Below are 26399 nucleotides of genomic sequence, written 5' to 3'. Positions count from 1 at the left end.
AATACTATACCATAGGGTCGGTTCTTTTTTGTACTCCCAGGTTACTTAAAAGTGCGTACTTGTAGGGCTTCCCATTTCAGCGTATAGTATGGACAACCTCGACAGAGGGAAAGAGAAAAAGCAATTCCATCAGGAAAGGATAATAGATATAAAATGGAAAACTCTATTGCTAGAAATGAGAGTACGCGAAAAGTTGCACTGGTTGTCGGTGCTCAGGGTGTGATCGGTGGGAACCTTATTCAGTATCTGAGCACGCTTGATGATTGGGAGATTATTGGTCTGTCGCGCCGTGGTGGCTCATCGAGTGAGCGTGTGCGACATATCTCGGTTGACCTGCTGGATCAGGCCGACACCCGGGAGAAGCTGAAAGACCTGTCAACAGTTACCCACGTCTTCTATGCCGCATATCAGGACAAGCCAACCTGGGCTGAGCTGGTTCAACCAAATCTGACGATGCTGGTCAACGTGGTTGAGGCCATTGAGGAAACGTCACCTGTCCTACAGCATATCAGTTTGATGCAGGGCTACAAGGTCTACGGGGCGCACCTGGGACCCTTTAAGACGCCTGCTCGCGAAACCGATGCGTTCCACATGCCGCCAGAATTCAACGTCGATCAGCAACTTTTCCTTGAGGCGCGGCAGAAAGGTAAGCGCTGGACCTGGAGCGCTATTCGTCCCTCGGTCGTCGTCGGGTTTGGGCTTGGCAACCCGATGAATCTGGCGATGGTGATCGCGGTCTATGCGTCTCTGTCGAAGGAGCTCGGGATACCATTGCGCTTCCCTGGCAAGCCGGGTGCATATCACTCGCTGCTGGAAATGACCGATGCCGGTCTGCTTGCTCGGGCGACGGTCTGGGCGGCCACAAATGAGCGCAGCGCCAATCAGGCCTTCAACATCAACAATGGTGACCTCTTCCGCTGGTCCGAGATGTGGCCGAAGCTTGCCCGCTTCTTTGATCTGGAAGTCGCGCCGCCGTTGCCGATGTCGCTTCAGGTCGTCATGGCCGATAAAGAACCGCTCTGGCAGCGGATGCAGGAGAAGTATGGGCTGGCGAAGATCCCGTATAAAGACGTGTCATCCTGGACCTTTGGTGATTTTGTCTTCTCATGGGATTATGATATGTTTGCCGATGGATCAAAAGCCCGTCGATTTGGTTTTCACGAGTATGTTGAAACTGAGGCCATGTTTCTGGATGTCTTTGCTGACTTCCGTCGCCGTCGAATTATTCCGTAACGTTTCCATACCCGGATACGAAAGAGCGTCTGTGTCATGGAATATTTGTACCGTCTGGTCACGTTTCATTCGTAGAGAAAATGTGACTCCAAGGCAATAAAGGAGGAAACAAGTCAATGGCTGATCTCAACAATCCGACTGTTCAGAAGATCCTGAAATCGAAGAACTTTGCCTTCCTTGCGACCCTCGGCCCTGCCGGGGATCCGCAGGTATCACCGATGTGGTTCCTGTGGGATGGTCAGTATATCAAGTTTACGCACACGACGACCCGGCAGAAATTCCGCAACATCAAGCGTGATCCGCGTGTTGCAGTGGCGATTATCGCGCCTGATAATCCCTATACCGCTGCCGAGTTCCGGGGTAAAGTTGAGCGTATCGAAGATGACCCGCAGGGCGATTTTTACAACGAACTGGCCGAGCACTATGGCAGTGATCTGCGTTGGTCGGGAGACCCGCGTGTGGTGCTCTATATCAAACCGGAGCATGTTACCGGTCAGAACCTCTAAAACTCCGCGTGGCCCTCTATGCATAGGGGGCCACATGTCGCTTTCTCCCGATGTACCTTGAAAGATGATGGAAGGGGAGAGCGACATGTCTTTCAACCCTCTCATAGGTGTTATGCCTGGTGGGTCATCGCTGCCCGGGCCGCTTTTTGACGGCGAATATAGTTGACGGTTCCAAACATAGCCAGCGCAACGACACAGATCGGGAAGGCTTTGGTGACGCCGACCGCTACTGAGAGAGGCAACGTGCAGGCAAAGATTGCCGTTGACAGGAAGTTGAGCAGGAAGGCGCTGCCCCAGAACACAGTGAGCACGCGGTGACTATGACGCATTGATGATGAGCCTTGCTGCCAGCGCTGATTGAACTGTGCCACTTTTTCGGGATCGTTGCCAGTTGCGAACTGTCTGATAACATAGAACATAAATGGCTTTGAGAAGAAGAGTGATAGAAAACAGATGATTCCGAACACCCCCTGAAGAAGCGAGCTGGTAGCGATATAGAGTTGCGCATTGTGAACCAGCAACAGTAATACGATACTGACAACGATATCTGCCAGTGAAATCAGGCCAATGATATCCAGTGAACGCTTTCCGATCAATTCCTTGAGCGTGTAGAGCAGCGGGACCATCGAAATGACGCCGAGCGCGAGCAGTTCTTGCATGTGCATTTGTTGGGTGAGCAGGAGAAAGAGCAGGTAAGGCACTGCGGCCGTGACAACTAAACTGATGATAAGTCCTCTGAAACTGTTCTTCATTGTTTTCCTCCGTGTTGTTGTTTTTGTTGCCCTCAGTATAGCCGTGGAGACGCTGTTTTTCTTGTGCTAAAGGTCATTCTTTGCGGGCTATCTTCGCGGAAGCACACCCATGACTGGAGTCATATGACCGGTGTCACTGGCACAGAAGTATGTGGTTCAGTATAATCAAGGGATGGATTGAAGGATTGCATAAGGGGGAGCACATGAGCCAGATAAAGCCTGAGCGCCAGCCTGTTGCCTGGGGCTGGCTTGATACTATCTTTTATCTTTGCTGCATCGTCGGGTTTATCAGCTCGGTCCTCACGGCGAGGCATCTGACTTTTCCGTTGCTGCTGGTGGGTATCGTCTGTACCGCACTCTGGGCAACAGTTGCCTTTCTCATAGATAGAGTAGGTGGGAAGATGCGGACGCTGCTTTTACTCCTCTTAACGCTTCTTTCGGCTGCTATTCTTGTTCTCGCATTATTTGGACTCGGGCTCAACTGGCTCACCGCGGCGGCCTGTGTAGGGATTGCAACGGCGGTCGTGGGTTGGTTTGCGCTTCTTGTCATTGCCGGGCTCGGGCTGACCGGCATTCTTGTCATGGTTTTCCTGGGCGGTAGCCTTGCTCTGGGTGATCTGGGCTCATTTCTGATATCGTTGTTTTTCTCCTTTGCGCTGGTGAAGGTGATGCGGCAACTGATCGAAGCGCATAAGTATTCCCAGAAATTGACAGAGGCCCTGAAGCAGTCTCATCAGGAACTCATTGAGGCGAACGAACAGCTTCAACAGTACGCGGAGAAGGTGGAAGAATGGTCAACGATGCGTGAGCGAAACCGGATAGCGCGAGAAATTCATGACTCGGTGGGGCATTCCCTCACCCTGCTGGCTGTACAGTTAGAGACCGCGATTAAGCTGGAAGAGCGTGGTGACCCGAGCCTGCGTCAGGAGCTCTATGAGGCTCGACGGGTTGCCGGTGAGTGCCTGGCTGATGTCCGTCGCTCGGTTGCTGCGTTGCGCCCGGGAACGAAGGAACTGCTGGCTGACATGGTGCGGCGGCTGGTTTCTGAGTTTGAGGTGGTGAATAAGGGGTGTGAGGTTGCGCTTGACCTGGACGAATTGACTGTCGAACCAAAGGCTGAGCAGAAGGGTACCCTCTATCGCTGTGCGCAGGAGGCGCTGACCAATATCAGCAAGCACTCGCGGGCCAACAAGGTACTCCTGCTATTGCGCACCGATGAGGAGCAGGCTGAACTGACGGTGTTAGATAATGGGGATGGTGGTGGGATCGCGATTTCCTCATCTGGCTTTGGGCTTCAGGGAATGAGGGAACGCGTAGAGGAGTTACAGGGCACCTTCCGAACAGGCGCAGAGCCGGGTCGAGGCTGGCGAGTGGAGGTCAGGCTACCGATGCATACAGATCAGAAGAGGAGAATACATTGATATGGGAGCACAACGCATTCGTGTCTTGATCGTGGACGATCAGCGCCTTTTACGCGAGAGTTTTCGCAAGTTAATCGAGATGGAGCCCGATTTTGAGGTTGTGGGCATTGCCTCTTCGGGAGCCGAGGCCCTGCGTCTTGCCGAGCAATTACGGGATCAGCAGCAGGCCCCCGACGTTGTGCTGATGGATATTCGGATGCCAGAAATGGATGGTATCGCCGCAACACAGGCTTTTAAAACGCGCTGGCCCGATAGCCATATTGTGATTCTCACCACCTTTGATGATACCGAGCTTATTCAAAGTGGCCTGCGGGCAGGAGCGCTCGGCTATCTGCTGAAGGATATTTCCGCCGAACAGCTCTCCATGACGATTCGGATGGCGGCTCAGGGGCAGATGCTGCTGCAACCGGAGATCGCTCAAAAGGCCTGGACGATTCCTGCCGCGCCGCCAGAGAGCCACCAGGAAAGCACGGGATCGCAGTTGACCGAACGCGAGCGCGAGATTCTGGCAATGGTTGCCCGGGGTGCTTCTAACCGGGAGATCAGCGAGGCGCTCTACATTACGGGTGGCACCGTCAAGAATCATTTGAGCAGCATTTTCGGCAAACTGGGTGTTCGTGATCGCACGCAGGCTGCAATCAAGGCGCGTGAAATGGGGCTGTAACCGGGTGAACACCTTCAGATGAGAAACGCCAGCCTTGAAGAGAGGCTGACGTTCTCTGTGAAGCGAAGGAGTGCAGAGAGGCTGTCTAGCTGCACGCTGTTCCATTCAGAGTGACACTGCTTGGTGGCGGGTTAGATGACCCGTTCGCGACAAAGCTCACCGAGGCTGAGCCGCCCGCCGCAATAGAGCGGTTCCAGTCGGGAGCTTTCGCTGTCACCTGTGAGCCCGACTGCGTAACGGTAGCATTCCAGCCATTCGTGACTGATGTACCTGTTTGCATGGTCCAGCCAATTTCCCAGGGAGCAACTGAACGTGAGCTGGTATTGGTCACGCTGATAGTGGCCTGGAAGCCGCCCTGCCATGCATTATCGATTTTCACCGTTGCCTTGCAGGTCAGTGGCGTTTGTGTCGGCGTCGGGGTCGGCGTGGTCGGAGTGCCGCCGCCGGTAAAGACGACATCGGAACAGTTGTAGAATGCTTCGGGGCTATCTGAGCGCTGCCAGATAGAGTAGATGATATGACGCCCGCTCTTGTTTGCGGGAAGCTGTGCCTGCCACTGGTATGCGCCATCCACGATTGGCGGATTGGTTACCGTATTGAAGGGCAGCGGTTCCAGATCGGACCACTTGAGCGGCTGCGTCGGGTCATATCCATCGCGGGTGACATACAACTCAAAGGTGCCTGGATGGGGAGCCCATGCTGCATATTTGAAGGTATGTATTACGCCTGATTGGAGTGTTGTCGAGGGCCAATCAGTGCGAGCGGCGTCATAGGCGGCATACTTGGTAGTCCCGGCTGAGCAGAGGTGCCCATCAGGGATAATCTCGCGATGACGCCCGGCTGCGTTCGAGATCAGAATAGCGAACCAGTCGTAGAGCGGCTGCGTTCCTCCTATCGCGACCGCATCCTGACAGGCCGGTGAGTCGGGGTCTTCGGGTCCTTCCAGATAACAGAAGTAGGTGCGCGTGGCAGGCGAGGTCATCGCCCCATGCGCCTTGACGATTTGGGTGGGAAGAAATGCGGCCAGAAGCGCGGGCACAATCAACGCGGCAAGAACCAGCCCGAGCACGGCCCATCTCGTTTGCTTGCTGTGCGGGAACATCGATTCCTCCTATCCTCTCTATTCCCTGGCAACAATAACCGGCGAACATTCAAACGCACTCCGTCAACGTTGTCCTTAATCATGTTTTCCGTGATCTAACAGCAGTATTCCGGGCGCTTTTGTTTTTCTTGTACCATATGACAGGTATGATGGTCAAGCAAACACGGCTACTGATGAAAAACTGAATAGTACTGAATAGTATCGAAAAATAGGTAAAACAGTGAAAGAGGAGAGGAGTGAGGGAATCTGACACAACACTCAGATTTCTAAACAAAACGATTGGCGCGTACGCGCCATTTCAGCAACAATCATCCCTGTGGGAGTGTGCCCTGAAAGATCGCGCCCCCGCCTTCCTGATTGCTGACAGAGAGCTCTCCCCCATGAACCTGCATGATCTGGCGGGCGATTGTCAGGCCCAGACCAGCGCCGCCGGTCCTGCGATTACGCGAAGCCTCGCCCCGGAAGAGTGGCCGAAAGACACGCGGAAGGTCGTTCGGAGCGATGCCGGGACCACTATCAGCGACGGTAAAGTGCAGGTGTTCCCCTTGCCATTGCCAGCGAATCGAGATAACGCCTTGCGCTGGTGTATGACGAAGTGCATTTTCAAGCAGGTTGTCGATAACCCGTGCGAAGAGCCGCTTATCCACGTTCAACAGCGGCGGTGTATCACCTGTTGCGGTCACCGTAATGTCTGCTTGCTCCGCCAGAGGACGGATCGCTTCAACGCTTTTGGTCAGCAGGGCCGCGATGTCGGTCGGTTCGCGCTGCGGCAGGAGTTCAAGGTATTCGAGCTGTGTATAGGTGAAGAGGTCGGTGATCAGGTGCTCAAGTGCGTCCGCTTTTTCTCGGCAGATCCGCAGATAGTGGGCGATCTTCTCGGGAGTATCCGCAATCCCCTGCTCGATTCCTTCGAGATAACCTCGCAAGGAGAATAGCGGCGTGCGGAGATCGTGCACAATCGCGCTGATAAAGAAGCGACGTTCCTCCTCCATTCGGTTTTGTTGTGCCAGAGAGTCGCGCAGAGCCTGTCCCATTGCGTTGAACGCGGCAATGGCTTCGGCCATCTCACGTGTCGATGACGAGGGAAGTGAGAATGTGAGATCTCCCTGTCCGATCTGCTGGCTTGCTTTACCGATAGCGCTTAATGGGTGGAAGATGGAGCGTTGCAGAAAACACGCGGTCGCGGCAGCCAGAAGCGCCTGCATGATCAGGAGAACCAGGAGGATGAAGCCGAAGAAAAGCGCAGTTCCCGGGTGGACAGGCGAGGCATTGGAGACGCCCGTTGTGGTCAGCATCAGGAAGCAGACGGCGATGGTGACAAGGAGTAGCACGGCATAGAGCATCCAGAAGAAGGTGAGCCAGCTATGCAGCGAGCGCTGTTTCATGCTCTGTTTCATTCTTTCTCCCCCTCGAAGCGGTAGCCGACGCCACGCACAGTGATGATATGGTGTGGTTCCGCCGGGTTCTCCTCGATCTTTTCCCGAATGCGCCGAATATGGACCGTAACCGTTTGCCGGTCGCCGATATCACCCCAGAAGCGTTCAAAGAGCTGCTCACGCGTAAAGACCTGACGCGGGTGTTCCGCGAGCAGACTGAGTAGCGCGAATTCGCGAGTCGTAAAAGGAACCGGGCGACCTGCCACACGCACTTCATGGGCGGTCAGATCGATCACGAGACGACCAAAATCGAGCACTCTGGTGGTTGGCTGTTCCCTCTGGCTGCGCCTGAGCACTGCCTTGACGCGGGCCACAATCTCACCAGGAGAGGCCGATTTTGAGATATAGTCATCCCCTTTCAGGCCAAATCCCCGGAGCTTCTCGCGATCGCTGTCATACGCGCTGAGAAAAAGAATAGGCAGGTCGCTTGTTTCGCGGATCTGGCGACAGAGATCGAAGCCAGAACGCCCGGGCATCATCACATCAAGGATCATGCAATCAATCGGCTCCTGGTGCAGCATGGCAAGCGCTTTGTCCGCGTCTGTTGCCACCAGCACATGAAACCCTTCGGCCTTCAGGAAGTCCTTAAGAAGCTGGCCGATGGCAATATCATCGTCTACAACAAGCACGGTTGCAGGTAGCTGAACCTCTCTCATGGTGTTGTCCCCCTGTTTTTTTCTCATTATGGCTCATCGGGTCGGAAGATGCCAGAAGGATGAAGCCGGGATCGCAAATGTTGAGCTGTTGTTAACCTGTTGTTTATCTTTCTTTCCCTGAAGCTGTAATGTTGCGCGGGTAGACTGAGGTGCAAGCAAGTCGCTCACGGATAGCGCGACTGCTTGTTGAGAGAAAGGAGCTTTTTGCATGATACAGCATCTTCCGCGTGTGACTCCCGGGCGGGGCATATTGGCGGGATGCAGCCAGGTTCTGGGAGCACTCCGGGCCGAACTGCTGATGCAGTGGCGGCGGCCAGGTTTCTGGATCGCGTATGGCTGCGTGACCGGGCTGTTGATTTTGTTGACCCTTCAGGGCGCGATTCCTTTGCGGGCGCTTCCCCCTGACTCTATCTATGTACAGAAACACTACACTGCTGAGCATCTGGCGCATCTACTGGTATGGAATGCGATGATGTATGGAGCGATGTTCTTCGGAATTATGGCGGCGTTTCTGGTGGTTGATCGCCTGGAGCGCGAGAAGCGTCTGGGCACATGGCAATTGCAACGAACGAGCGTGGGAGGCTGTGGACGCTATGTCCTGGGTAAGATCGGGGGAAATATGCTTGCCGTCTTGCTTCCGGCATTGGTCGCGGTCCAGCTTTGTGCGTTGGCTGCGGTGCTGGTTGGTTGGCCCGCGAAGCTTCAGCTACAGTTTCTTGAGGCCTCCTGTCTGGTGCTGATTCCCTCGATGCTTGCGGCGGTGGCGGTCACGTTCTTGCTGGCGAGTCTGCTCCCTGTACGTATCGTTCAGGTCGCGTTTTCTCTGCTCTGGCTTGAATTGAATATCGGGACAGGCTGGTACGGGCTGGTGTTTTCACCATTCAATCCAAGCGGGATGCTTGTTTTGCCGATCTTCTTTCCCACGCCACCCACCACCTACGTTGATCCAACCTTCAAGCCGTCAATGGAGCTGGCTCTGCTCAACATTGGTACTTTGCTGCTAACGACGCTTGTGGCGCTCTGTCTGACGTATGGCAGCCTTGTCATGCAGCAGCGGAGGGAGGAGCGAGCATGAAGATGCTGAAATACTCAGGGGAGCGGCGTTCCATGCCGATGCGTGAGCAGGCGCTGTTGCTCTGGTATCATCTCCGCTTGCTGAACTGGTGGCTGTTTCTGTTGATGGTGCTTGGCTTCTTTGTGGCCGGCCTGCTCGTCTGGTTTCAGGTGCAGAGGGGCAGCGCGGAATTTATGTACAATGCGGGCGTGCTAAGTCGCTTTATGCTCGAACCTGGTATCGGGCTCTTCGCGGGCCTGCTTGCCAGTGTATTGATTGTCGGTGATCCACTGCTTTCGGTGGTGATGGCAACCTCCCGAGGGCTGTATAGTGTGGTGCTCTGGCGTTTGTTGTTGAGCTGCTCCGGGCTGCTGCTGTGTTCGATGGTGTTTCTGGGCTGGACGCTTGCGCTTGGCGTGGACTATGCGCGACAACAGGGGCCGCTCTGGTTTCTGCTCGGCTGGCTGGCTCCCTTCTGCTTGATGAGCATGCTCGGCCTGCTTGGATCTCTGTTGACACGCAACGCAACGCTTGGCCTGTTGCTTGCTGTCCTCCCGCTGGTTGCTTCGCTGTTTCTATACGAGAAACTATCCTCTATTGAGGCGCTCCATCCATTCTTTATCACCTATACCTTCTCAGGAGGGCAGGATGCGCCCGACTGGTGGATCAACCGTCTGACGTTGCTGGCTCTTGCGGCGGGATGCGCTCTCTGTAACTGGTGGCTCTTACGACGAGAAGAGCGATTGCTGAACGAAAAACAGTGAATGAAAGGGCCATACTATGGAAATTGTGATTGATCATCTGACAAAGCACTATGGATCATATGAAGCATTAAAGGCGATCTCTGTTCGGATTGAGCGTGGTATGTTCGGCCTGCTTGGGCCCAATGGAGCCGGGAAAACGACTTTGCTCCGCATTCTGGCGACGTTGTTGCAGCCAACGAGCGGGCGCGTGCTTGCCGGTGCGTTTGATTTGAGGCAGCGGGCACAGCGCAAGGCGATGCGAGCCAGCCTGGGCTATCTTCCGCAGGAGCTCTCTTTCTATCCCGAATTGACGGGCCGGGAGTTCCTGGATTACATGGGCCTGCTCAAAGGGCTCTATCAGCGACGCGAGCGACGAACACAGATCGATGCCCTGCTTCAGCTTGTGAACCTGACCGAGAAGGCGAACCAGAAGGTAAGTGCCTATACCGGAGGAATGAAGCGGCGTCTGGGGCTTGCTCAGGCGCTTCTAGGTGATCCTCAGGTAATTGTGATCGACGAGCCGACCGCTGGCCTTGATCCCGAAGAACGAATACGCCTGCGCACCCTGCTGACCGGGCTTGCCGAGGATCGAATTGTGATTCTCTCAACCCATATTGTGGAGGATATCAGCCAAACCTGTGAGCGCCTGGCCGTGCTCGATCAGGGACAACTGGTCTTTGATGGCTTCACACGCCAGTTGACTGCGGCGGCAGAGGGTGCTACGTGGCAATTGCTGGCTACGCCTGATGCGGTCTTGCCACGAGAGCTCAGTGTCATCTCGGCGCTTCCACAGCGGCATGAGGTGCTATATCGAGTGGTTGGTCCGAAACCGGATGGGCCGGTGCGAGCTGTGCAACCGGTAGCACCAACGCTGGAAGATGGGTATGTCTGGTTGCGGCGTCAGCATGCGGAGCGGCGTCAGCAGGTTTCGGTCTTCTAGATTGTATGCTTAGAAAAACGCTTGACTCTGACACGGTGTCATACTCTAGAATACCCGACAGAAGGAAGACAGGAGCGAAGGAATAGAATAAATGGAACCAGTATATAGCTGATCTATTATGCTCTGGATGTCTTTCATGTATGGGGATCTTGAGCAAGTTTCTGTTCTACAAAGAGGAGATTGAGGATATGCAATTTGGCATCGTGTTTCCCAATTTTGGCAAGTATAGCGATGTGCGTGTGCTGGCCGAGCTTGCTCGTGAGGCTGAGCAAGCGGGATGGGATGGCGTTTTTCTGAATGATACTATTCAGATGCAAGGGTTTGAAGGTTTGCCTGCCAATGATCCCTGGATGGCGATGACGGCGATGGCGTTGAGCACCAAGCGGGTCAAACTCGGTCCCTGGGTGACTGCTCCTACGCGGCGGCGTCCCTGGAAAATGGCCCGCGAGGCGACAACGCTGGATCATCTTTCCGGTGGGCGGCTCATACTTGGGATCGGCTCGGGTGATGAGCATGATCGGGGTTTTGAGCTGTTCGGCGAGGAGATGGATAGCAGGAAGCGTGGACGTTTGCTTGATGAAAGCCTGGCCATTTTTGAGGGCCTGTGGAGTGGCAAGCCTTTCAGCTTTGATGGCGAGTTCTACCACATCAAGGAGGTGACGCTGCTACCCGCGTCGTTGCAGCAGCCACGCATTCCCATCTGGATCGGCTGGCTATGGCCGCGTAAGAAGCCACTGGCCCGCGCCGCTCGCTTCGATGGCGCGACACCGTTTGCGGTCAATCCGGATGGCTCCTATAGGACAATCATGCCTGATGAGGTGCGGCAGATGAAACAGTTGCTTGAGGAGCGTCGTGTAGCAAGCACGCCCTTTGATATTGTCATCAATTTGCCTTTGTTCCAGATGCATGATGAGAAGGGGCAGGAGCTTCTGCGCGCCTATGCTGCCGAGGGGACGACCTGGGGCCTGCAATATGTGATGGAACCAGATCCAGAGGTGACGCGGGCTACGCTGCGTCAGGGGCCACCTGTCCCGAAGGAGCACTAAAAAGCAGGATCATTTGACCGATCGTTCATGAATAATCGAGGGGTAAGCATGCCAGTGCTGCCCTTTTTCTATGTCTGCCGAGAAAACTCTTGATTGTGGTCTGCAAAACGCTTGACATCACAACTTTTTTTTGGAATATAATCCAGTCATTCCAGAAAAAGTTGTACTGTTTGTTCCAAAATGGGGCGAAGAACATCAGGAGTCTTCAAAAGGACATAACTATGAGTGGTAAAACGCGACATGCTGGCTGGATTCTGGCTTTGCTCGGTCTGGCATCGGAATTATTCTTGCGTCGCTGGTATTGTTTGTCGTCTTCTTTGTGATCGAAGCCCGCACGAAAGAACCTCTGATGCCCTTGCGACTGTTCCGCAATCGGAGCTTGATCGCGTCGATGGGGATTACTGCTATCTTCATGGGAACCTTTGGAGTGCAGCCATATCTGTTGACGATCTGGCTCCAGCAGGTGCATCATGTTTCGCCACTGGAAGCCGGGCTTGTCTCATTGCCGCTCTCACTGGCGGTCATGGTCGGGACGAATCTTGGTGGAGCGTTGGCGACCAGGATCGGGACGCGTGCCACGCTGGCACTTGGTCTCGCTATTGGTGCGGTAATGTTTGTGGTGCTGGCGTTTGTGTTGCCGCCATCTGGTCCGTACCTGCTGAACCTGTTGATTGTTGGGATTATCGCGGGTCTGGGACAGGGGATCGTCTGGACTGCCATGTGGATTGCGGCAGCGGCGGGTACGCATGAGCAGGAGCAGGGGATTGCGTCGGGGATGGCAAGTACCACGCAGCAGGTCGGGAACGCGCTTGGCCTTGCGGTGTTTGAGGCGGTCGCCTATGCTGGCGTAAGCGGGTTGAGTGGTGGCAATATCGAGGGTGTGCTGAATCAGGGCATACAGAACGCTTTCCTGATCGCTGCAATTCCGATGGCTGTTGGACTGCTGATCGCACTTATCGTGTTGCGGTCACGCGCTCACGAACCCAAAGGAGAGCCTATCCCGGCTGGCGCGTAGATGGTGCAACAAGCGCTCACCATGCTCGGGAAAATGCTGAGGCCTTGAACTGGGAACTGGGCGCCGAAGCGTTTGGGGCAATTGATCGGGCTTCTACTCCATAGATAGCGCTTGTAGTACAGAGTGAACCGTAAGAATCGCATGCCAATGAACGTCATCTGAACAGACACTTATTCCTCTCTTGCCTGAAGACGGGGCTTCCTGGGCCGATTCAGTGACGGGTGATTGTAATGGGGAAAAGCAATGGGCATGCGATTCTTTTCTTTGGCTAAGAGGTTGCCGGTAGCAAGCTTCCTTTATCCCCAGTTTCTTATGGTGATCGAGGGCAGCAGGGATAAGAGATGGATACGATCCTGTTGCCGCTTCTTCCACGTTGAGGCATTGGTAGCGATCTAGCGGGAGGCGCCTGATTCTAAAAGGAGAAAGTGGGCATGGGTCATAGTCAGGAAATACTTGAGGAAGAGAAAGCTATCAGTGCGCTGGAATAAGTTAAGAGCGGTACCACGCTGGTTGTGTCGGCTTGAAGAGCGCGGTTGTGCTATTTATATGTAAGCCTGAATTTTTTGCTCCACGTGCAATTTTCGATTTGACAAAGCAAAAAAACTTGTGATTAAGTATGATTGTTATGTAGTGTAACAGGTAAATAAAAGGAAGAGTTATGCTGTGGAGAAAAGTGCTTTTCAGGATATCTTTGCAGGCAGTACCAGTTATTGTTGGGGATGTGGCTGTAATAATCAATACGGGCTGCAACTGAAGAGTTATTGGGCAGAAGATGGAGAGGGAACAATCTGTGTCTGGCGGCCTCAAGCGCATCATACTGCTGCCTGGCCTGATATTCTCTCTGGCGGGATTATTGCTTCGTTGATTGATTGCCATAGTGTTTGTACCGCGATGATGGTCGCGCATCGCGATGAGAACGTTGCCTGGAGTAGTGAGCCCGCGATTATTTATATAACGGCATCGTTACAGTATCTCAAGCCAACCTCGATGGCCCATCCTGTGACACTTCGGGCTACTGTCAGGGAGCAGACAGAGCGCAAGATGCGGGTGGAGTGCGGTGTGTTTTCACAGGACGAAGTGTGTGCACGTGGCGAGGTAATAGCGGTTCGTCTGGCTCCGAAAACGTGAAATACACTCCGAATCGATACAGGGTGTGGGCTCTCTCCGAAGAGAGCAACCCACAGCTTGTTTGCCGATTATTGTACGCTTGCGGTAACATCCTGTAGCGCCCGTTCGAGCAGCGCTGCCGCCTGATCCAGGTCGGCGCGAGTGATCGTCAGAGGTGGGATCATGCGGATGGTATCCTTTGACGGGTTGTTGAGCAACAGTCCATGTGCCATTGCACGCTCAACCAGTGCGGGGGCAAGCTCATGCTTGACATGCACGGCACGCATCAGGCCGAGCCCTCGCGGGCTGTCGATGATGGGATACTTGCTGCACAGAGAACTCAGGTGTTCGTGCCAGTAGGCACCCATCTGTGCCGCGTTCTCAATCAGCTTCTCCTCAAGAATGGTTTTGAGAGTGGCGACACCGGCAGAGCAGGCAAGCGGGTTGCCGCCAAAAGTTGTCCCGTGTTCGCCAGGGGTGAAGAGATCGGTGCGCGGTCCGGTCAGCATTGCGCCGATGGGCACGCCGCCTGCCAGCCCTTTGGCCAGCGTAACGATGTCCGGGCGGATGCCGTACTGTTCCCAGCTAAAGAAAGTACCTGTTCGGCCCATGCCTGCCTGAATCTCGTCGCAGATCAGCACAAGGTTCTGCTCGTCGCACCACTGGCGCAGGCCCTGCATGAATTCTTTAGTAGTAGGCCAGATGCCACCCTCGCCCTGTACAACCTCAACCAGAATAGCTACAGTTTTCTCACTGGTGGCTGCCTTCACGGCGTCAAGGTCGTTCAATGGAACTTGCTGAAAGCCGTCTGGAAGCGGGGTCCAGGCGGCCTGATAGGAGGGCTGACCGGTGGCGGCTGTGGTGGCAAGCGTGCGACCGTGAAAGCTGTTGTGCATGCTGATGACTTCGTAGGCTCCATTACGATGCAAGCGGCCATATTTGCGGGCCAGCTTGATGGCTGCCTCGTTGGCTTCCGCGCCGCTGTTGCAGAAGAAGGAGCGCATGCCGCCGCTGAGCTTGCCCAGTTGTTCTGCCAGCTCAACCTGCGGAATGTTATAAAACAGGTTTGATGTGTGAACAAGCTGCGTGACCTGTTCTTGCACTGCCTTGATAATCGCGGGATGACAGTATCCGAGCACGTTGACGGCAATACCCGCTACCAGATCAAGGTATTCCTTGCCCTCGCTATCCCAGACACGAACTCCCTCGCCGCGCACAAGTGTCAGCGGCAGGCGTTTAAATGTGCCCTGATAATATTGGTGTTCAAGGGCGACCCAATCGCGTTCATGTACTGTTGTCATACGTAAGAGGTCCTTTCAAAAATGGGTGGACGCAAAGACCTGTATAAAAAAAGAAGAGCCCCGGCGGCTGGAAACTGAAGGATCGCAACGCCGGGAACTCATCAGTTGCGGTCTATTGTACACTCTGGCCGCTGTTGGCTTCAAGTATATGGGGTATTGGTACTGGGAGAAGGTGGAGAGGTTCGCCTTGTGATGCGTCGTCTTTTCTGCTATAGATGACCTTCTTTCCATTATTGCTCCTTTTGAGCGGGCATGATATCATCTCAAAAGAGAGGGATTGTCTCTTATAAGGAGAATGATGATATGAATATTCGATCTGAGGTCTTCAGCGATTATGCAGTTATTGGCGCGCTCCATGCCCGTGCATTCGATAATCGCGCGACAGAGGCGATAATTGTTGCCTTATTACGCCAGCGCAGGTCATTCGATCCCGAATTATCACTGGTTGCTGAAAGAGATGGCCATATCGTCGGGCATGCCCTGTTTTCGCCGCAGCGTATGCGTCTGCTTGAGCAGACGGTTCCGGTAGTAAACCTTGCGCCGATCGCGGTTGATCCGGCATATCAGGGCCAGGGAATCGGCAGCCAGCTTATCATGGAAGGGCATCGATTAGCTGCGGCAAAAGGCTATCAGGGAAGCGTGCTGCTCGGTCATCCCGACTATTATCCGCGTTTTGGCTATCAGACGGGCGCTTTTGGAGTTTCAGAGCTGGTTGTACCCTGCGAGAAACGGGGGGCCGGTACAGTCTGTATGCGGAAGCCTATCTATGAGGATGTTCCGGCTTTACACGCGCTCTGGGAGCATGAAGAGGGGGCCGTTGATGCGGCGCTGGACCCGGGCACTGACCTGCTTGACTGGCTCAGCCCGAATCCAACCATCCAGGCAACCGTCTATACACGCGAGGGGGAGATTGTTGGCTATACGCGTACGCATAGCAAGGAACCAACAAAACCGCTTGTTTTCCTCGCGCAGGATCACGAGGCCGCCCGGGCGATCGTCGCAATTATGGCTTGTTCCTCAAATATCTCCGAGGAAGAATACGTGCTGCCACTGCATCCCTCCTCGGCGTCTACCCCGGCATTTGGTGCGGCAACGTGTACCACATGGAAGGCTGCTATGATGTGTTCATTTGGCTCTGAGATCATCGAAGCCTATCTTTCTATGGTGCAACACAAACAGCGAGCACCGGGCCGGGTAATATGGCCTGTCGCGTTTGAGCTGGAATAAGCAGCCTGGCAAGCGAAGCCCTTATGCACGGTTACGTAGAAATGTGTCCCAGGTAATACGGCCGACCGCTCGTTCTGGTACCAGGTTTATTCCTGATTGAAAAACGCTGAGAAGGGTCCCGTTTGGGTCATATTGAGTGGTTGCTTGCTTGTGGTATATCTGTTTGTAGATCTCAACCATCTCCTCAAGGGAAAGAATCTGCGGCCCGCCCATGTCGGGAGCACGTCCGGCTGGCCCCTGTTCGGCAAACTCAATCAATGCATGGGCAACATCGGCGATATCGATGGTCTGGAAGCGCATGCGCTCAGGAATCGTGATGGTTCCCATAGCTGGATCTTCTGCCTCGGTTATGATTCTCAGGACGAAGTTGTGAAACTGGGTGGTCCGCAGGATGGTATAAGGGACGCCCGATTGCTCCAGAACTTGCTCAACCCTGTATTTTGCCTGATAGTAGGGGTACGTTGTTTTGTCTATGCCAACGATGGAAATATAGACAATATGCGGTCGACCCTGTGCGGCTTCAAGCAGGCGCTCTATGCCCTGAAGCTCTGTTGCATTGGTTTCGTCTCGCAGGCTGGCGCAGTGAATGATCGCATCGACGCCGTTGGTCGCTTCCAACAGGCTGCTGCCGGTGCGGATATCGCCCTGATAGACGGTGACATTCTGAAGAGATGGTGCCTGTCGACTATAAGTACGAACAACATGTTGATGTTGTTGGAGCTGATATACCACTTCGCGTCCTAGCTTGCCAGTCGCCCCGGTTACCAATATCGTTGACATACTTTTTTCCTTCCTTTCTCGTCTATAAGCTCTATTAAAGATAGATGTTATCTCTAATTGGGAATAAAAAAACACCTCACCGTTCGGTTGCAGCGTTTCGCAGCCATGCCTCGCTGGCTTGAAGAAATTCCGGTTCTACTCCCTGGCTAAAGCGCTCATAGAGATCGCTTAGCGTCTTCTGCCCTAAGAATTCGCGCATCAGATTTTCTGCTTCCAGCATCGTCTGATGAATCTTACACATGCCTTGACGTCGCGGCTTTTTGCCTTCATAGAGCACGCAGTTTCGGCGAATCTCCTGGCACTGAAAGAACGGAGAGCGTCCCTCGACAGCTTCGACAACATCCCAGAACGTGATCTCGCTTGCTGGATGCGCCAGCTCGTACCCCCCTTTGACACCAGGGGTAGAGTGGACAAGACCCGCTTTTTGGAGCTTGGTCATGATTTTGGAGAGATATGTTTCCGATATCCCGAGATAGGTTGCCAGCTCCTTGATGCCCAGATAGTTACCTTCCGGGAGCTGTACAAGGCAGAGCAGGCTATGCAGGCCATATTCTACACCAATGCTGAATTTCATAATGCTCCAATTAGAGATAAGGGTTGTCTACGATATCTGTCAAGAGCGTATCATATTATTCGAGAAGCTGTCAAGGGATTGTATTATTGTGGGATCGGCTGCTTTCTGGGGCGGCCCCGGCGCTTCTGTTCCAATGGGCGAGGCGTCGCCTGAAGATACTCATATTCAAGGATGTTACCAAAAAGCGGCAGAAGGCCCCTGGCTTCAGCCAAGGGGATGGATGGCGCAGGAAGCCAGCAGCGGCAGGACATTCCCCTTCGCTTGACAGAAGATAATCGTCGTGTTAGAATACATGAAGATAGTGAGGACGAACGAGGAGCAAGGGATGCTGGTCTATGAATACAAGCTCGATGGGTCGAAGGCGCAATTCGCCGCCATCGAGGAAGCCATCCGCACCACCCAGTTCATTCGCAACACGTGCCTGCGCCTCTGGATGGATGCACGTGGCGTCTCCAGGAATGACCTGCAGCGCTCTTGTGCTGTGCTTGCTAAACAATTCCCCTTTGCTCTCTCCCTCAACTCACAGGCCCGGCAAGCTGCCGCTGATCGGGCGTGGGCTGCCATCGCCCGCTTCTATGAGCATTGTAAGAAGAAGAAACCAGGAAAGAAGGGCTATCCTCAGTTCCAGCATGATTGTCGCAGTGTCGAGGACAAGCAGACGGGCTGGAAGCTGGAGGCCGATGGCATTCATATTCGCTTCACAGATGGCTGTGGCATTGGCCGGCTGCGCCTCATCGGCTCGCGCGATATCATGACCTTTCCCCTCTCACAGATCAAGCGGGTACGACTGCTCCGGCGGGCTGATGGGTACTCTTGCCAATTTGCGGTGGCGGCCACGCGACGCGTTGAGCATCAGCCCACTGGCAAGCAGGTAGGCATTGATCTGGGGCTGCGTGCCTTCTTCACTGACTCCGAAGGCAACACCGTGGCTCCTCCCCGGTATTTGCGCAAAGCGGAACGGCGGCTCAAGCGGCTGCATCGTCGGCTCTCGAAGACGCAGAAGCGCTCCGCCAATCGCAAGAAAGCCCGTCAAGCCCTTAGCAAAGCGTATCTCAAGGTGCAACGGCAGCGCGAGGATGTCGCCAGAAAGCAGGCGAACGTGCTTGTCTCGTCTCACGACGTGATTGCCTATGAAGCCTTGCAGATCCGTCACCTGGTCAAGAATCGTCATCTGGCCAAGAGTATCGCTGATGCGGCGTGGGGTCGCTTTCTCTGGTGGGTGAGATACGATGGCACGCTGCATCGTGTTCCGGTGATCGGGGTGGAACCGGCCTTTACGACTCAGGACTGTTCTCGTTGTGGACAGCGGGTCAAGAAGACGTTGAGTATGCGTACCCATCTGTGTCCCGGCTGTGGGCTGCTCCTCGACCGCGATCACAATGCCGCCTTGAATATCTTGCACAAAGCGCTACAGGGTACCGTCGGGCAGACGGGAACCGACGAGGGTGTCTCGTCGAACGCTTCTGGACAGCCTGCCGCTACGCGTCGTCGCACTGCGGCGCCGCGCAAGCAGGCTGGATGAAGGAAGAATCCCCGCCCTTCTGGCCTGGGGAGTGTCAACGTACTGATCTGTGACGATTAGGCAGCAACCCCTCATCAGATCTTTGAGCATCTGGCGTGCCCGCTGAACCCGGGAACGAGCTGTTGAGAAAGAGATACCGAGCTTTTCCCCCAGTTCTTTTTGTGACATCCCACGAAGGTCGGTCAGCTCAAGTGCCTCACGGTAGAGCGACGGAAGGAGTGGCAGCATGTTTCTTGCATCAGCGGCTGCTTTCTGAAGAAGATCAGATGTATGCTCTGGTTCCTCGATCTCAAGCGCGGTTATGTCCTCGATTTCGATGAGCGGCTGTTGCTTGCGGTAATAATCGGCGATCGTGTTTGCGGTAATCTGATACAGCCAGGAACGGAGCTTCTGAGGGTCGCGCAGGCTAGCGCTATGGCTATAGGCTTTCAAGAACGTATCCTGAAGAATGTCATCGACCGCTGTGGGATCCTGCACTTTTGAGGCTGTAAAGCGCTTCAGTGGCTCATACCATTGGGTCCAGGAATCCTGTTCGTTCACGACAAAAATCCTTTCTTCCAGCGCAAAAAAATATGCATCATTTTGTAAGAATGCCGTCATAGAAGTGTACTCGCTAAAGAGAAACAGCGAGCAAGCGGCCGGCTATTCCCGACCGGGACGAGCCAGTAACACAATTTCGATGTATAGCGTATGGAAAGGAAGTCAGTAAATGAAGTACAGTCTTCTTGGAGCAACAGGAGTTCTCGTTTCAGCCGTAAGCTTTGGTGCGATGACATTCGGTGGCGGGGAGAATGATTCATAGGGCGTGTTTGGTGGCCTGGAAGAGCAGGCGGCGAATCAGCTTGTCAGGCAGGCGTTGGATGCAGGTGTGAACCTCTTTGATACCGCTAATATCTATGCGAATGGGCGCTCTGAAGAACTGCTTGGCAAGGCCTTAAAAGGACATCGTCAGGACGTGTTGATAGCAACAAAGGTACGGGGGCGTGTTGGTTCCGGCCCGAACGAACTCGGGCTATCGCGGCTTCACATCATGCGGCAGGTTGAAGCAAGTCTCAAACGGCTAGGCACCGACTATATCGACCTCTATCAGATTCACAATCCTGATCGGCTCACCGATTGGGAGGATACGCTGCGCGCGCTGGATGATCTGGTTCGGAGCGGCAAAGTGCGTTACATTGGCTGCTCGAACCTGTTTGCCTGGCAGATCATGAAGGCGCGAGGGATCTCTGAGCGAAACGGATTGCATGCATTCAAGAGCAACCAGGCGTATTACTCGCTTGCTGCGCGCGAGTTGGAGCGCGAAATCATTCCGGCGATGCAAGATCAGAAGATGGGCTTGCTGGTTTGGAGCCCACTGGCTGGCGGTTTCCTGTCGGGCAAATATAGCCGTGAGCAGCAGGGCAGCGATGAGGATCGCCATACGAAGTTCGCCTTCCCTCCGGTTGATAGGGAAAGGGGATTCGCCATCCTGGATGTGCTCCGGGAGATTGCGGAGGCGCATGAGACCTCGGTGTCGAGTATCGCGCTTGCGTGGCTATTGCATCAGCCGGCTGTTACCAGCGTGATTGTGGGGGCGAAGCGCTCAAATCAGCTTGCAGAGAATCTGGCGGCTGCTGATATTCAATTGACTGTCGATGAGCTTGCACGACTGGATGAAGTGAGCCGTGTGCCTGAGGAATACCTGACCTGGGAGTTTTTGCAGGAGGACGATTCGATCAGACGATAAGGTTGATACGGGGACCTTGTGCGAGGTCCCCTTTTCTTTTATCCTGGTTTATAAGTATAGTGCTTTGCCTGCTTCATAGGACTGATGATAAATAGTGCCAGTAACACGAACAAAAACCATGAACTGATCTTATCGGGTGAGACCGGGTGCCAGCTCTGAAGCTGCTGCGGATAGGCCCAGGCGTGGAAGTAGGTAGCGATGTTTTCCGCGAGCCAGATAAAGAAGCCAATCAGAAGGAACGCAAGCAGCAAGGGCATTCTATATCTCTGCTTATTGACGGTAAAGTACACACTGGTGGGCCAGAAAACCAGCACCAGGAGCGCCATCAGGATCCAACGCATATCCGGGAGAAAATGGTGCGTAAAAAAGTTCGCGTAGATGAGCATGCCAAGCGGTATCACCAGTAAGAGGGAAGGCCAGTGTTGGATAGAGAGCTGTAGCCGCTTCCATGCCTGCATGATATAACTGGCAACGCTGGCATACAAAAAGCCGCTGTAGAGTGGTACACCCCCTATTTTTGTCCATGCATATTCTGGATAGGACCAGGAGCCCATATGCACCTTATACAGTTCCATGATCAGCCCGATGAGATGGAAAAGCGAGATCAGCGCTATCTCGGTTCGAGTTTCCAGCCCGCTGCGATACATCCCCCATTGAATCAGCAGGCAGATGACAAGCATCCAGTCATAGCGTTGGGGCAGGGCAAAAAGCTGCGTCAGAGCAAGGGACGCAAAAATGAGTACTGGAAAGAGACATGATAACGCTTCCTGCACACCAAAATGGACCAGAGTAACGAGCCATTGCTTCATAAAACCTCCTTATTCATGCTGAGTATAAGAGGGAGATGCGGCGTGGAGAAAGGTTTTGAGTGATCGCTTTCGTTGCACTGAGGAGTCTCATCTGTGGTTTCGGGACAAGCCTGAAATAGGTATAGGACCTCTTTTTCTGCTACCCGGTTTTTGATCGTGCTGGCGTGAAATAGGGGTGCAAAACATCATCCACCATCGTTTTCAGGAAATTGAGCAAGGCACGAGAAGCACCTTCTACATCTGTGTCCTGTACTTTTTACTTCTATAGGGAATTCCCCGCTCTTACTGGCGGGATGTCATCACGCACCAGTACGATTCTGACCCAATGGGGGAATATGGTTTCTGGTGGACGGCGACCGTAAAGGGGGAGAGGAATAAGCTATGATGCGGTGATGTCGTGCGTGAGGAAGCAGAGAAAGAACCCCTGGCATGTGTGGCAAAGAGGTTCTTTCTTTGGGGGGAATCTAGCCCCATGCCCTGATTTTGGTGGGCGTGATCCGAATGGGTTCTGAATAGTTGCTCGCCATTTGTTCGGCTGTCCAGCCCATTGCTTTCATCTTCGCGATATATTTCTGCACATACTCAGGGAGCGTAGCCTTGAGATTGGGGTCCTGAAGATGCTCAGCGGTGCCCTCCACAATGACGATATCGACGCCGCCTTTGGTGTCATCCAGTACAAGCGTGACATGCGGGTTCTGCTGGATATTGCGGAGTTTCAGCTTTCCGGGCTGGCTGAAGAGCAGAATACTGTTACCATCCCACAGGAACCAGATGGGTACCGTAAAGGGTTTCCCTGAAGAGCTGACCGTTGTCAACCAACCGATTAGATCGGAACGTAGACGTTGCTCGGCGTGTTTTCCCCATTCTGTATTCGTATCGAGCATACTTTCAATCCTTTCTCAGAAGAACGAAGTGGCAATAGGCTATTCTCTGTCTATCATACCCCATAGAGCGAGAAGGGGCAATTAAATACAACAATGAAAGAGACGCAAAAAAGTTTTCTATTGGTAGGTAGCACTTTTGCTGAGATCGCTACTGGTAGATACCTGGCAAGAACATTCTAGAAATATCTATGCATGAAGCGGAGAAGAAGAGGGACCGGACGTCTGTGCCCGATCCCTCTGGTCAGCCGCTAACTCTGTGTCCAGGAAGACCATCCTGTATCATACTGGAGCCCGTTGCGTTGATAGGTAAAGGAATACTGTAGCGTTTGCCCGGAACTCAGGCTGCTCACATCGTACTCCCAACGTCCCGCACCGCTGTTGTAATTCATGTAGACGTTCTGTTGGGAGAGGCCGGGGCGCGTATAGTGCAGGATCACATAGCCTGCCGTCCAGCCGCAGGGTTGGAACCAGGGCCGTGCTGTGGTGGAGCCGGTTTTATCGACTCCGTACTTGAAATCGGTGCAGTTAGAAGGCGGAGGTGTGGGAGTGCTAGCGGAGCCCTTTGAGGTATAGACGCGCACATAGTCAACCAGCATCGGCGCCCCAGAGACGGTAGAGCCGGTCGGACCGCCTCCAAAAGCTCCCGGGAAGCCGCCACCCATCGCCACATTCAGGATGATGAAGAAGCCATGATTCAGGGCGTTGCGCCATGTGGTATCATCCATGCCTGATCGATTCTGCTCAACCTGCCAGAAGAGCACGCCGTCCTGATACCAGCGGATCACTTCCGGCGAAACACTGCGATCATATTCAATGCGGTAGGTATGGAAGCTTGCCTGACAGGTCGTCGGGGAACAGTTGCGCTGGCCTCCGATGCCGTTTGGCTCATTGCAGGGGCCGCCGCCATAGTAGCCACAGTGGAATGTACCCCAGGTCGTATTCAGGCCATTGACGTTCTCCATGATATCGATTTCACCGACGCTTGGCCAGTTGAGGTAGTTGCCACGGAACGGTGCGCCAAGCATCCAGAAGGCGGGCCAGTAGCCTGCCGCACCAGCGCCAGTGACGTTGGGAAGCTGGATGGAGCCCTCAACGGCAAGCATGCCGCCAGCCGGTGCCGCAAAGTCTGTTCGCTGTGTCTCGATACGTCCTGATGTCCAGGTTCCATTGGATTCGCGTATTGGTTTGATCGCAAGGTGCCCGGCTCCGTCCTGATAGACGTTTCGCGTGCTGTTCGTCATGACCTCAACTTCGCCGGTTCCCCAGTTGGCCGGGCAACCTGAGCAGCCATAGCCTGTACCCTGATCATAGAGCCAGTTAGAGGTATTCACGCCCGAGCCGGCTGTCCCGTTGAACTCGTCGCTCCACACGAGATCCCAGGAGGCTGCCTGTGCCGGTGCCGGTTTATTGCCGAGCTGGAGCAGGAAGATCGAAGAAATGCAGCAAAACGCAAGCAGAACTGCAAATACCTTTCGCTTCATCACGTAGACTCCTTTCTGTATGTTATTGCGCTGTACCATTCAGGACGAAAGGTAGTATGGTGGACCGCTCGACTTCCGGATGCAGAGCTGTGTGGGGAGCTGGAGGTGTATAGAACACTCTTCCTGCTGTTTTGAGTGCTGTGAGTCAAGCATGTTCAGCAGGAGCTCAACCGCCTTGAAGCCCATATCCGAGAATGGCTGATGCACTGTAGTCAACGGTGGTCTGAGGTGGGCCGAGAGCATGTTATCATCGAAGCCAACAAGCGAGACATCTTCGGGAATGCGCACCCCGAGCCGCTCGGCGACATCCATAACGCCATAGGCCATCTGATCGTTTGCTGAAAAGATAGCGGTGGGCCACGCGTTGCGGGGGCGGGAGAAGAGCGTTTCCGCGCATCGCTGTCCACTTTCAACCTCGAAGCTTCCCTGAAGCAACAGGTTCGGGTCTGGCGTAATTCCCGCCTCTTCGAGAGCGCGACAATATCCTTGATATCGCTCCTGACTGCAAAGATAGTGTAGCGGTCCCTGGATATGAGCAATCCGCCTGTGGCCAAGCTCAAGCAGGTAGCGCGTGGCAGTGTATGCACTGTTCACGTTGTCGATGCCGACCCTGGGAACCTGTGCCGGGACTTTCTGATCGTCGATCACCACCAGAGGCAGGCCCAGATGAAACCGCTGATAGAGATAACGACCGAGGCCACCCGGCAGGATAGCCAGAAGTCCAGACACCATGCTCATTGAGAGAATGCGATCAAGCACATCGGAATGATTGCGCTCGAAGCTGATACTGTAGAGCACGATTTCATAGGGGGAACCCTCGATGTATTCGGCGACACCGCGCATGATTTCAGGGATGGCGGGCCATGTCAGAGGAGGGGCAAGCACCCCGAGCAGGCGTGTATGTCCGCTGGCAAGCCCTGTCGCTGTCGCATTCGGGATAAACCCGTATTCGTGAATAGTGCGCAGCACGCGTTCGCGCAGGCTTGAATTGACGGAAGGCCGGTGGTTCAGCACGCGTGAAACAGTCGCTTTTGAAACGCCTGCCAGCCGTGCGATGTCCTGGATGGTGAGCTTTCTCTGAGTGTTGCTTCCTTGCATTCCGGTTGCTCCCCTTTGTGGAACCAGCTTATAGGAAGAACAGTACCTGAGAAACCGGTTTCTGTCAAGTATTTTTGTAGCAAGTTTCCAGGTGCTTGTAACGCTCTACTCCTTCTTTGGACGATGGGAAGGGAAAAGCGGAGGGATAGAAGATATCGCGTACTTGCTTATGTGCTATTTTCATAACGATATGTGGAATAGGATTTGTATGCATCACGTATAGAGCATATACTGTGGACAATTGAAGTAGGTATCTGAAATCTCAGGTAAGGAAAACAGGATGAGCATGAAAGAACGCATGATTCTCGTATTCGGTGCAAACGGCCAGCAGGGAAGCGCGACGGCCCGGCATCTGTTGGCGAAGGGATGGCAGGTCAGGGCGTTTGTACGTCGCCCGGAGGCCGCCACACAGCTTCAGCGTGCGGGTGCCGAAATTGTGCAGGGTGACCTGAATGATCGCGCTTCAGTGGTGCGAGCAATGCAGGGCGTCTACGGCGTCTTCAGCGTCTTGCCTCATAATGAACAGGAGAGCGAACAGGGAAAGAATATTGCTGAAGCCGCGCTAGAAGCTGGTGTACGCCATTTTATCTATACGTCGATCAGCAACGCGGAAGAGCTTTTTCAGAACAACGTGAATACGCCCAAGTGGGAGATCGAGCAGCATATCTGGAAGCTTGGTTTGCCTGCAACCATATTACGGCCTGCTGGCTTTATGGATTCGATGGCGCATCCGCTCTATGGCGTCGTCCAGGGCACGCTTGCTATTCCGCTGAAACCACATACTCCCTATCCGATGATTGCGGTCAGTGATATCGGGATGTTTGCCACATTGGCATTCGAGGAGCCGGATCAATACCTCGGCAAGACGCTTGAACTGGCTGGCGATGCGCCGACACCGCTTCAGATTGTTGCCGCTATCAGCCAGGCAACCGGGCATGAGGTTACCTTTACACAGCTTTCTCTTGAAACGATTCGTCAGCAGAGCCCAGAACTTGCGCGGGCGTATGAGTTGATCGAAGCGGGCGGCTTTAAGAGCGATAGTGCTGCTTTGCGCCAGCTCTATCCTGATCTAATGGACTTTCCGACCTGGCTGCAAAAGGAAGGTGCGGAGCAATTGCAGGCTATCCTGGCATAGCCTGGTGTGCGGAGGGAGATGCAGCTTGCATTTTCTCTCCCTCTTGCAGCAACAGTGTTTGAGGGATATTGGTTATAGAGAATAAAAGAAGCTAAAGCGTAAATGTGCTATAGAAGCAGGTGAACAAGTGATAAAGAGTGCTCTCAGCACTTCTGGATGCTTCATGGAAAAAGTTGCATAGTTCAGT

At 54.0% G+C, this 26399-nt stretch carries 26 protein-coding genes and 1 pseudogene; 14 read left to right on the top strand and 13 right to left on the bottom strand.

All coding sequences use genetic code 11. From position 1 onward, the window contains the following. Positions 1-153 precede the first annotated feature (153 nt). Together KTH_RS11930 and KTH_RS11925 are read left to right on the top strand one after the other, a co-directional pair. The gene (locus KTH_RS11930; protein WP_497618809.1) at positions 154-1233 is read left to right on the top strand and encodes an SDR family oxidoreductase; all 1080 of its coding nucleotides are present in this window, start codon (positions 154-156) and stop codon (positions 1231-1233) included. A 116-nt stretch (positions 1234-1349) separates the two neighbouring features. Beyond that, positions 1350-1739 carry a PPOX class F420-dependent oxidoreductase gene (locus KTH_RS11925; RefSeq protein ID WP_111321062.1) on the top strand — a complete coding sequence of 130 codons (390 nt, stop codon included), beginning with the start codon at positions 1350-1352 and terminating at the stop codon, positions 1737-1739. A 110-nt stretch (positions 1740-1849) separates the two neighbouring features. Here the strand turns inward: KTH_RS11925 and KTH_RS11920 are convergent, their stop codons facing one another. Continuing rightward, positions 1850-2491 (bottom strand): VC0807 family protein, encoded by a 642-nt coding sequence (locus tag KTH_RS11920; protein WP_111321060.1) that lies wholly within the window; start codon positions 2489-2491, stop codon positions 1850-1852. Positions 2492-2694: 203 nt separating this feature from the next. Between KTH_RS11920 and KTH_RS11915 the strand changes: the two genes are divergently transcribed. Together KTH_RS11915 and KTH_RS11910 are read left to right on the top strand one after the other, a co-directional pair. Beyond that, positions 2695-3912, top strand: a complete 1218-nt coding sequence (locus tag KTH_RS11915; RefSeq protein WP_170142487.1) for a sensor histidine kinase — start codon at positions 2695-2697, stop codon at positions 3910-3912. Position 3913: 1 nt separating this feature from the next. Next, the gene (locus KTH_RS11910) at positions 3914-4576 is read left to right on the top strand and encodes a response regulator (protein WP_111321056.1); all 663 of its coding nucleotides are present in this window, start codon (positions 3914-3916) and stop codon (positions 4574-4576) included. A gap of 85 nt (positions 4577-4661) precedes the next feature. On the opposite strand, the gene KTH_RS11905 is transcribed toward KTH_RS11910, so the two are convergent. From KTH_RS11905 to KTH_RS11890, 4 genes are all read right to left on the bottom strand, one after another. Further along, positions 4662-5678, bottom strand: coding sequence for a lytic polysaccharide monooxygenase (locus KTH_RS11905; protein WP_111321054.1), 1017 nt, complete (start codon positions 5676-5678; stop codon positions 4662-4664). Between the two features lie 308 nt (positions 5679-5986). Then, a complete protein-coding gene (locus KTH_RS11900; protein WP_211326093.1) occupies positions 5987-7063 on the bottom strand; it encodes a sensor histidine kinase in 1077 nt (358 codons plus the stop codon). Positions 7064-7071: 8 nt separating this feature from the next. After that, positions 7072-7770, bottom strand: coding sequence for a response regulator transcription factor (locus KTH_RS11895; RefSeq protein WP_111321050.1), 699 nt, complete (start codon positions 7768-7770; stop codon positions 7072-7074). A gap of 33 nt (positions 7771-7803) precedes the next feature. Continuing rightward, positions 7804-7980 carry a hypothetical protein gene (locus KTH_RS11890; protein WP_170142486.1) on the bottom strand — a complete coding sequence of 59 codons (177 nt, stop codon included), beginning with the start codon at positions 7978-7980 and terminating at the stop codon, positions 7804-7806. Here KTH_RS11890 and KTH_RS11885 point away from each other — a divergent pair. From KTH_RS11885 to KTH_RS11860, 6 genes are all read left to right on the top strand, one after another. Next, positions 7979-8845 (top strand): ABC transporter permease, encoded by an 867-nt coding sequence (locus tag KTH_RS11885; protein WP_111321048.1) that lies wholly within the window; start codon positions 7979-7981, stop codon positions 8843-8845. The genes KTH_RS11890 and KTH_RS11885 overlap by 2 nt on opposite strands. Next, a complete protein-coding gene (locus tag KTH_RS11880) occupies positions 8842-9588 on the top strand; it encodes a hypothetical protein (RefSeq protein WP_111321046.1) in 747 nt (248 codons plus the stop codon). Before KTH_RS11885 ends, KTH_RS11880 begins: the two co-directional genes overlap by 4 nt. Before the next feature lie 16 nt (positions 9589-9604). After that, complete coding sequence (locus KTH_RS11875) at positions 9605-10507, top strand: ABC transporter ATP-binding protein (RefSeq protein WP_111321044.1); 903 nt, start codon at positions 9605-9607, stop codon at positions 10505-10507. Between the two features lie 188 nt (positions 10508-10695). Then, on the top strand, positions 10696-11553 hold the full coding sequence (locus KTH_RS11870) for an LLM class flavin-dependent oxidoreductase (RefSeq protein WP_170142485.1): 858 nt from the start codon (positions 10696-10698) through the stop codon (positions 11551-11553). Between the two features lie 319 nt (positions 11554-11872). After that, positions 11873-12568, top strand: a complete 696-nt coding sequence (locus tag KTH_RS11865; RefSeq protein ID WP_246046510.1) for an MFS transporter — start codon at positions 11873-11875, stop codon at positions 12566-12568. Positions 12569-13231: 663 nt separating this feature from the next. After that, positions 13232-13696 carry a PaaI family thioesterase gene (locus tag KTH_RS11860; protein WP_111321038.1) on the top strand — a complete coding sequence of 155 codons (465 nt, stop codon included), beginning with the start codon at positions 13232-13234 and terminating at the stop codon, positions 13694-13696. Between the two features lie 68 nt (positions 13697-13764). Here KTH_RS11860 and KTH_RS11855 read toward each other — a convergent pair whose 3' ends face one another. Beyond that, entirely contained in the window at positions 13765-14976 is a 1212-nt protein-coding gene (locus KTH_RS11855; protein ID WP_111321036.1) for an acetylornithine transaminase, read from the bottom strand. A gap of 303 nt (positions 14977-15279) precedes the next feature. Here KTH_RS11855 and KTH_RS11850 point away from each other — a divergent pair, with 303 nt between their 5' ends. Next, positions 15280-16203 (top strand): GNAT family N-acetyltransferase, encoded by a 924-nt coding sequence (locus KTH_RS11850; protein ID WP_170142483.1) that lies wholly within the window; start codon positions 15280-15282, stop codon positions 16201-16203. Positions 16204-16224: 21 nt separating this feature from the next. On the opposite strand, the gene KTH_RS11845 is transcribed toward KTH_RS11850, so the two are convergent. Beyond that, positions 16225-16983, bottom strand: a complete 759-nt coding sequence (locus KTH_RS11845) for an SDR family oxidoreductase (protein WP_497618801.1) — start codon at positions 16981-16983, stop codon at positions 16225-16227. Positions 16984-17059: 76 nt separating this feature from the next. Further along, positions 17060-17557, bottom strand: coding sequence for an RrF2 family transcriptional regulator (locus tag KTH_RS11840; RefSeq protein ID WP_111321030.1), 498 nt, complete (start codon positions 17555-17557; stop codon positions 17060-17062). 325 nt (positions 17558-17882) lie between these two features. On the opposite strand from KTH_RS11840, the gene KTH_RS11835 reads away from it, so the two are divergent. Beyond that, positions 17883-19079 (top strand): RNA-guided endonuclease InsQ/TnpB family protein, encoded by a 1197-nt coding sequence (locus KTH_RS11835; RefSeq protein ID WP_497623234.1) that lies wholly within the window; start codon positions 17883-17885, stop codon positions 19077-19079. On the opposite strand, the gene KTH_RS11830 is transcribed toward KTH_RS11835, so the two are convergent. Further along, complete coding sequence (locus KTH_RS11830) at positions 18966-19619, bottom strand: sigma-70 family RNA polymerase sigma factor (protein ID WP_497618798.1); 654 nt, start codon at positions 19617-19619, stop codon at positions 18966-18968. The two genes, KTH_RS11835 and KTH_RS11830, sit on opposite strands and share 114 nt — an antisense overlap. Positions 19620-19788: 169 nt before the next feature. On the opposite strand from KTH_RS11830, the pseudogene KTH_RS11825 reads away from it, so the two are divergent. After that, positions 19789-20805, top strand: a pseudogene (locus KTH_RS11825) (aldo/keto reductase). A gap of 38 nt (positions 20806-20843) precedes the next feature. Here the strand turns inward: KTH_RS11825 and KTH_RS11820 are convergent. From KTH_RS11820 to KTH_RS11805, 4 genes are all read right to left on the bottom strand, one after another. Next, positions 20844-21614 (bottom strand): DUF817 domain-containing protein, encoded by a 771-nt coding sequence (locus KTH_RS11820; RefSeq protein ID WP_497618796.1) that lies wholly within the window; start codon positions 21612-21614, stop codon positions 20844-20846. Positions 21615-22078: 464 nt separating this feature from the next. After that, positions 22079-22498, bottom strand: coding sequence for a TIGR03667 family PPOX class F420-dependent oxidoreductase (locus KTH_RS11815; protein WP_497618794.1), 420 nt, complete (start codon positions 22496-22498; stop codon positions 22079-22081). A gap of 248 nt (positions 22499-22746) precedes the next feature. Beyond that, the gene (locus KTH_RS11810) at positions 22747-23979 is read right to left on the bottom strand and encodes a glycoside hydrolase family 16 protein (protein ID WP_497618792.1); all 1233 of its coding nucleotides are present in this window, start codon (positions 23977-23979) and stop codon (positions 22747-22749) included. Between the two features lie 39 nt (positions 23980-24018). Continuing rightward, positions 24019-25077 (bottom strand): LacI family DNA-binding transcriptional regulator, encoded by a 1059-nt coding sequence (locus KTH_RS11805; RefSeq protein ID WP_497618790.1) that lies wholly within the window; start codon positions 25075-25077, stop codon positions 24019-24021. Between the two features lie 280 nt (positions 25078-25357). Between KTH_RS11805 and KTH_RS11800 the strand changes: the two genes are divergently transcribed. Beyond that, complete coding sequence (locus KTH_RS11800) at positions 25358-26212, top strand: NmrA/HSCARG family protein (protein ID WP_497618789.1); 855 nt, start codon at positions 25358-25360, stop codon at positions 26210-26212. Positions 26213-26399 lie beyond the last annotated feature (187 nt).

It is taken from the genome of Thermosporothrix sp. COM3 (genome assembly GCF_059696735.1).
Note: the sequence above shows the minus strand (reverse complement) of the source record. Positions and strands in the feature narration are given on the sequence as shown.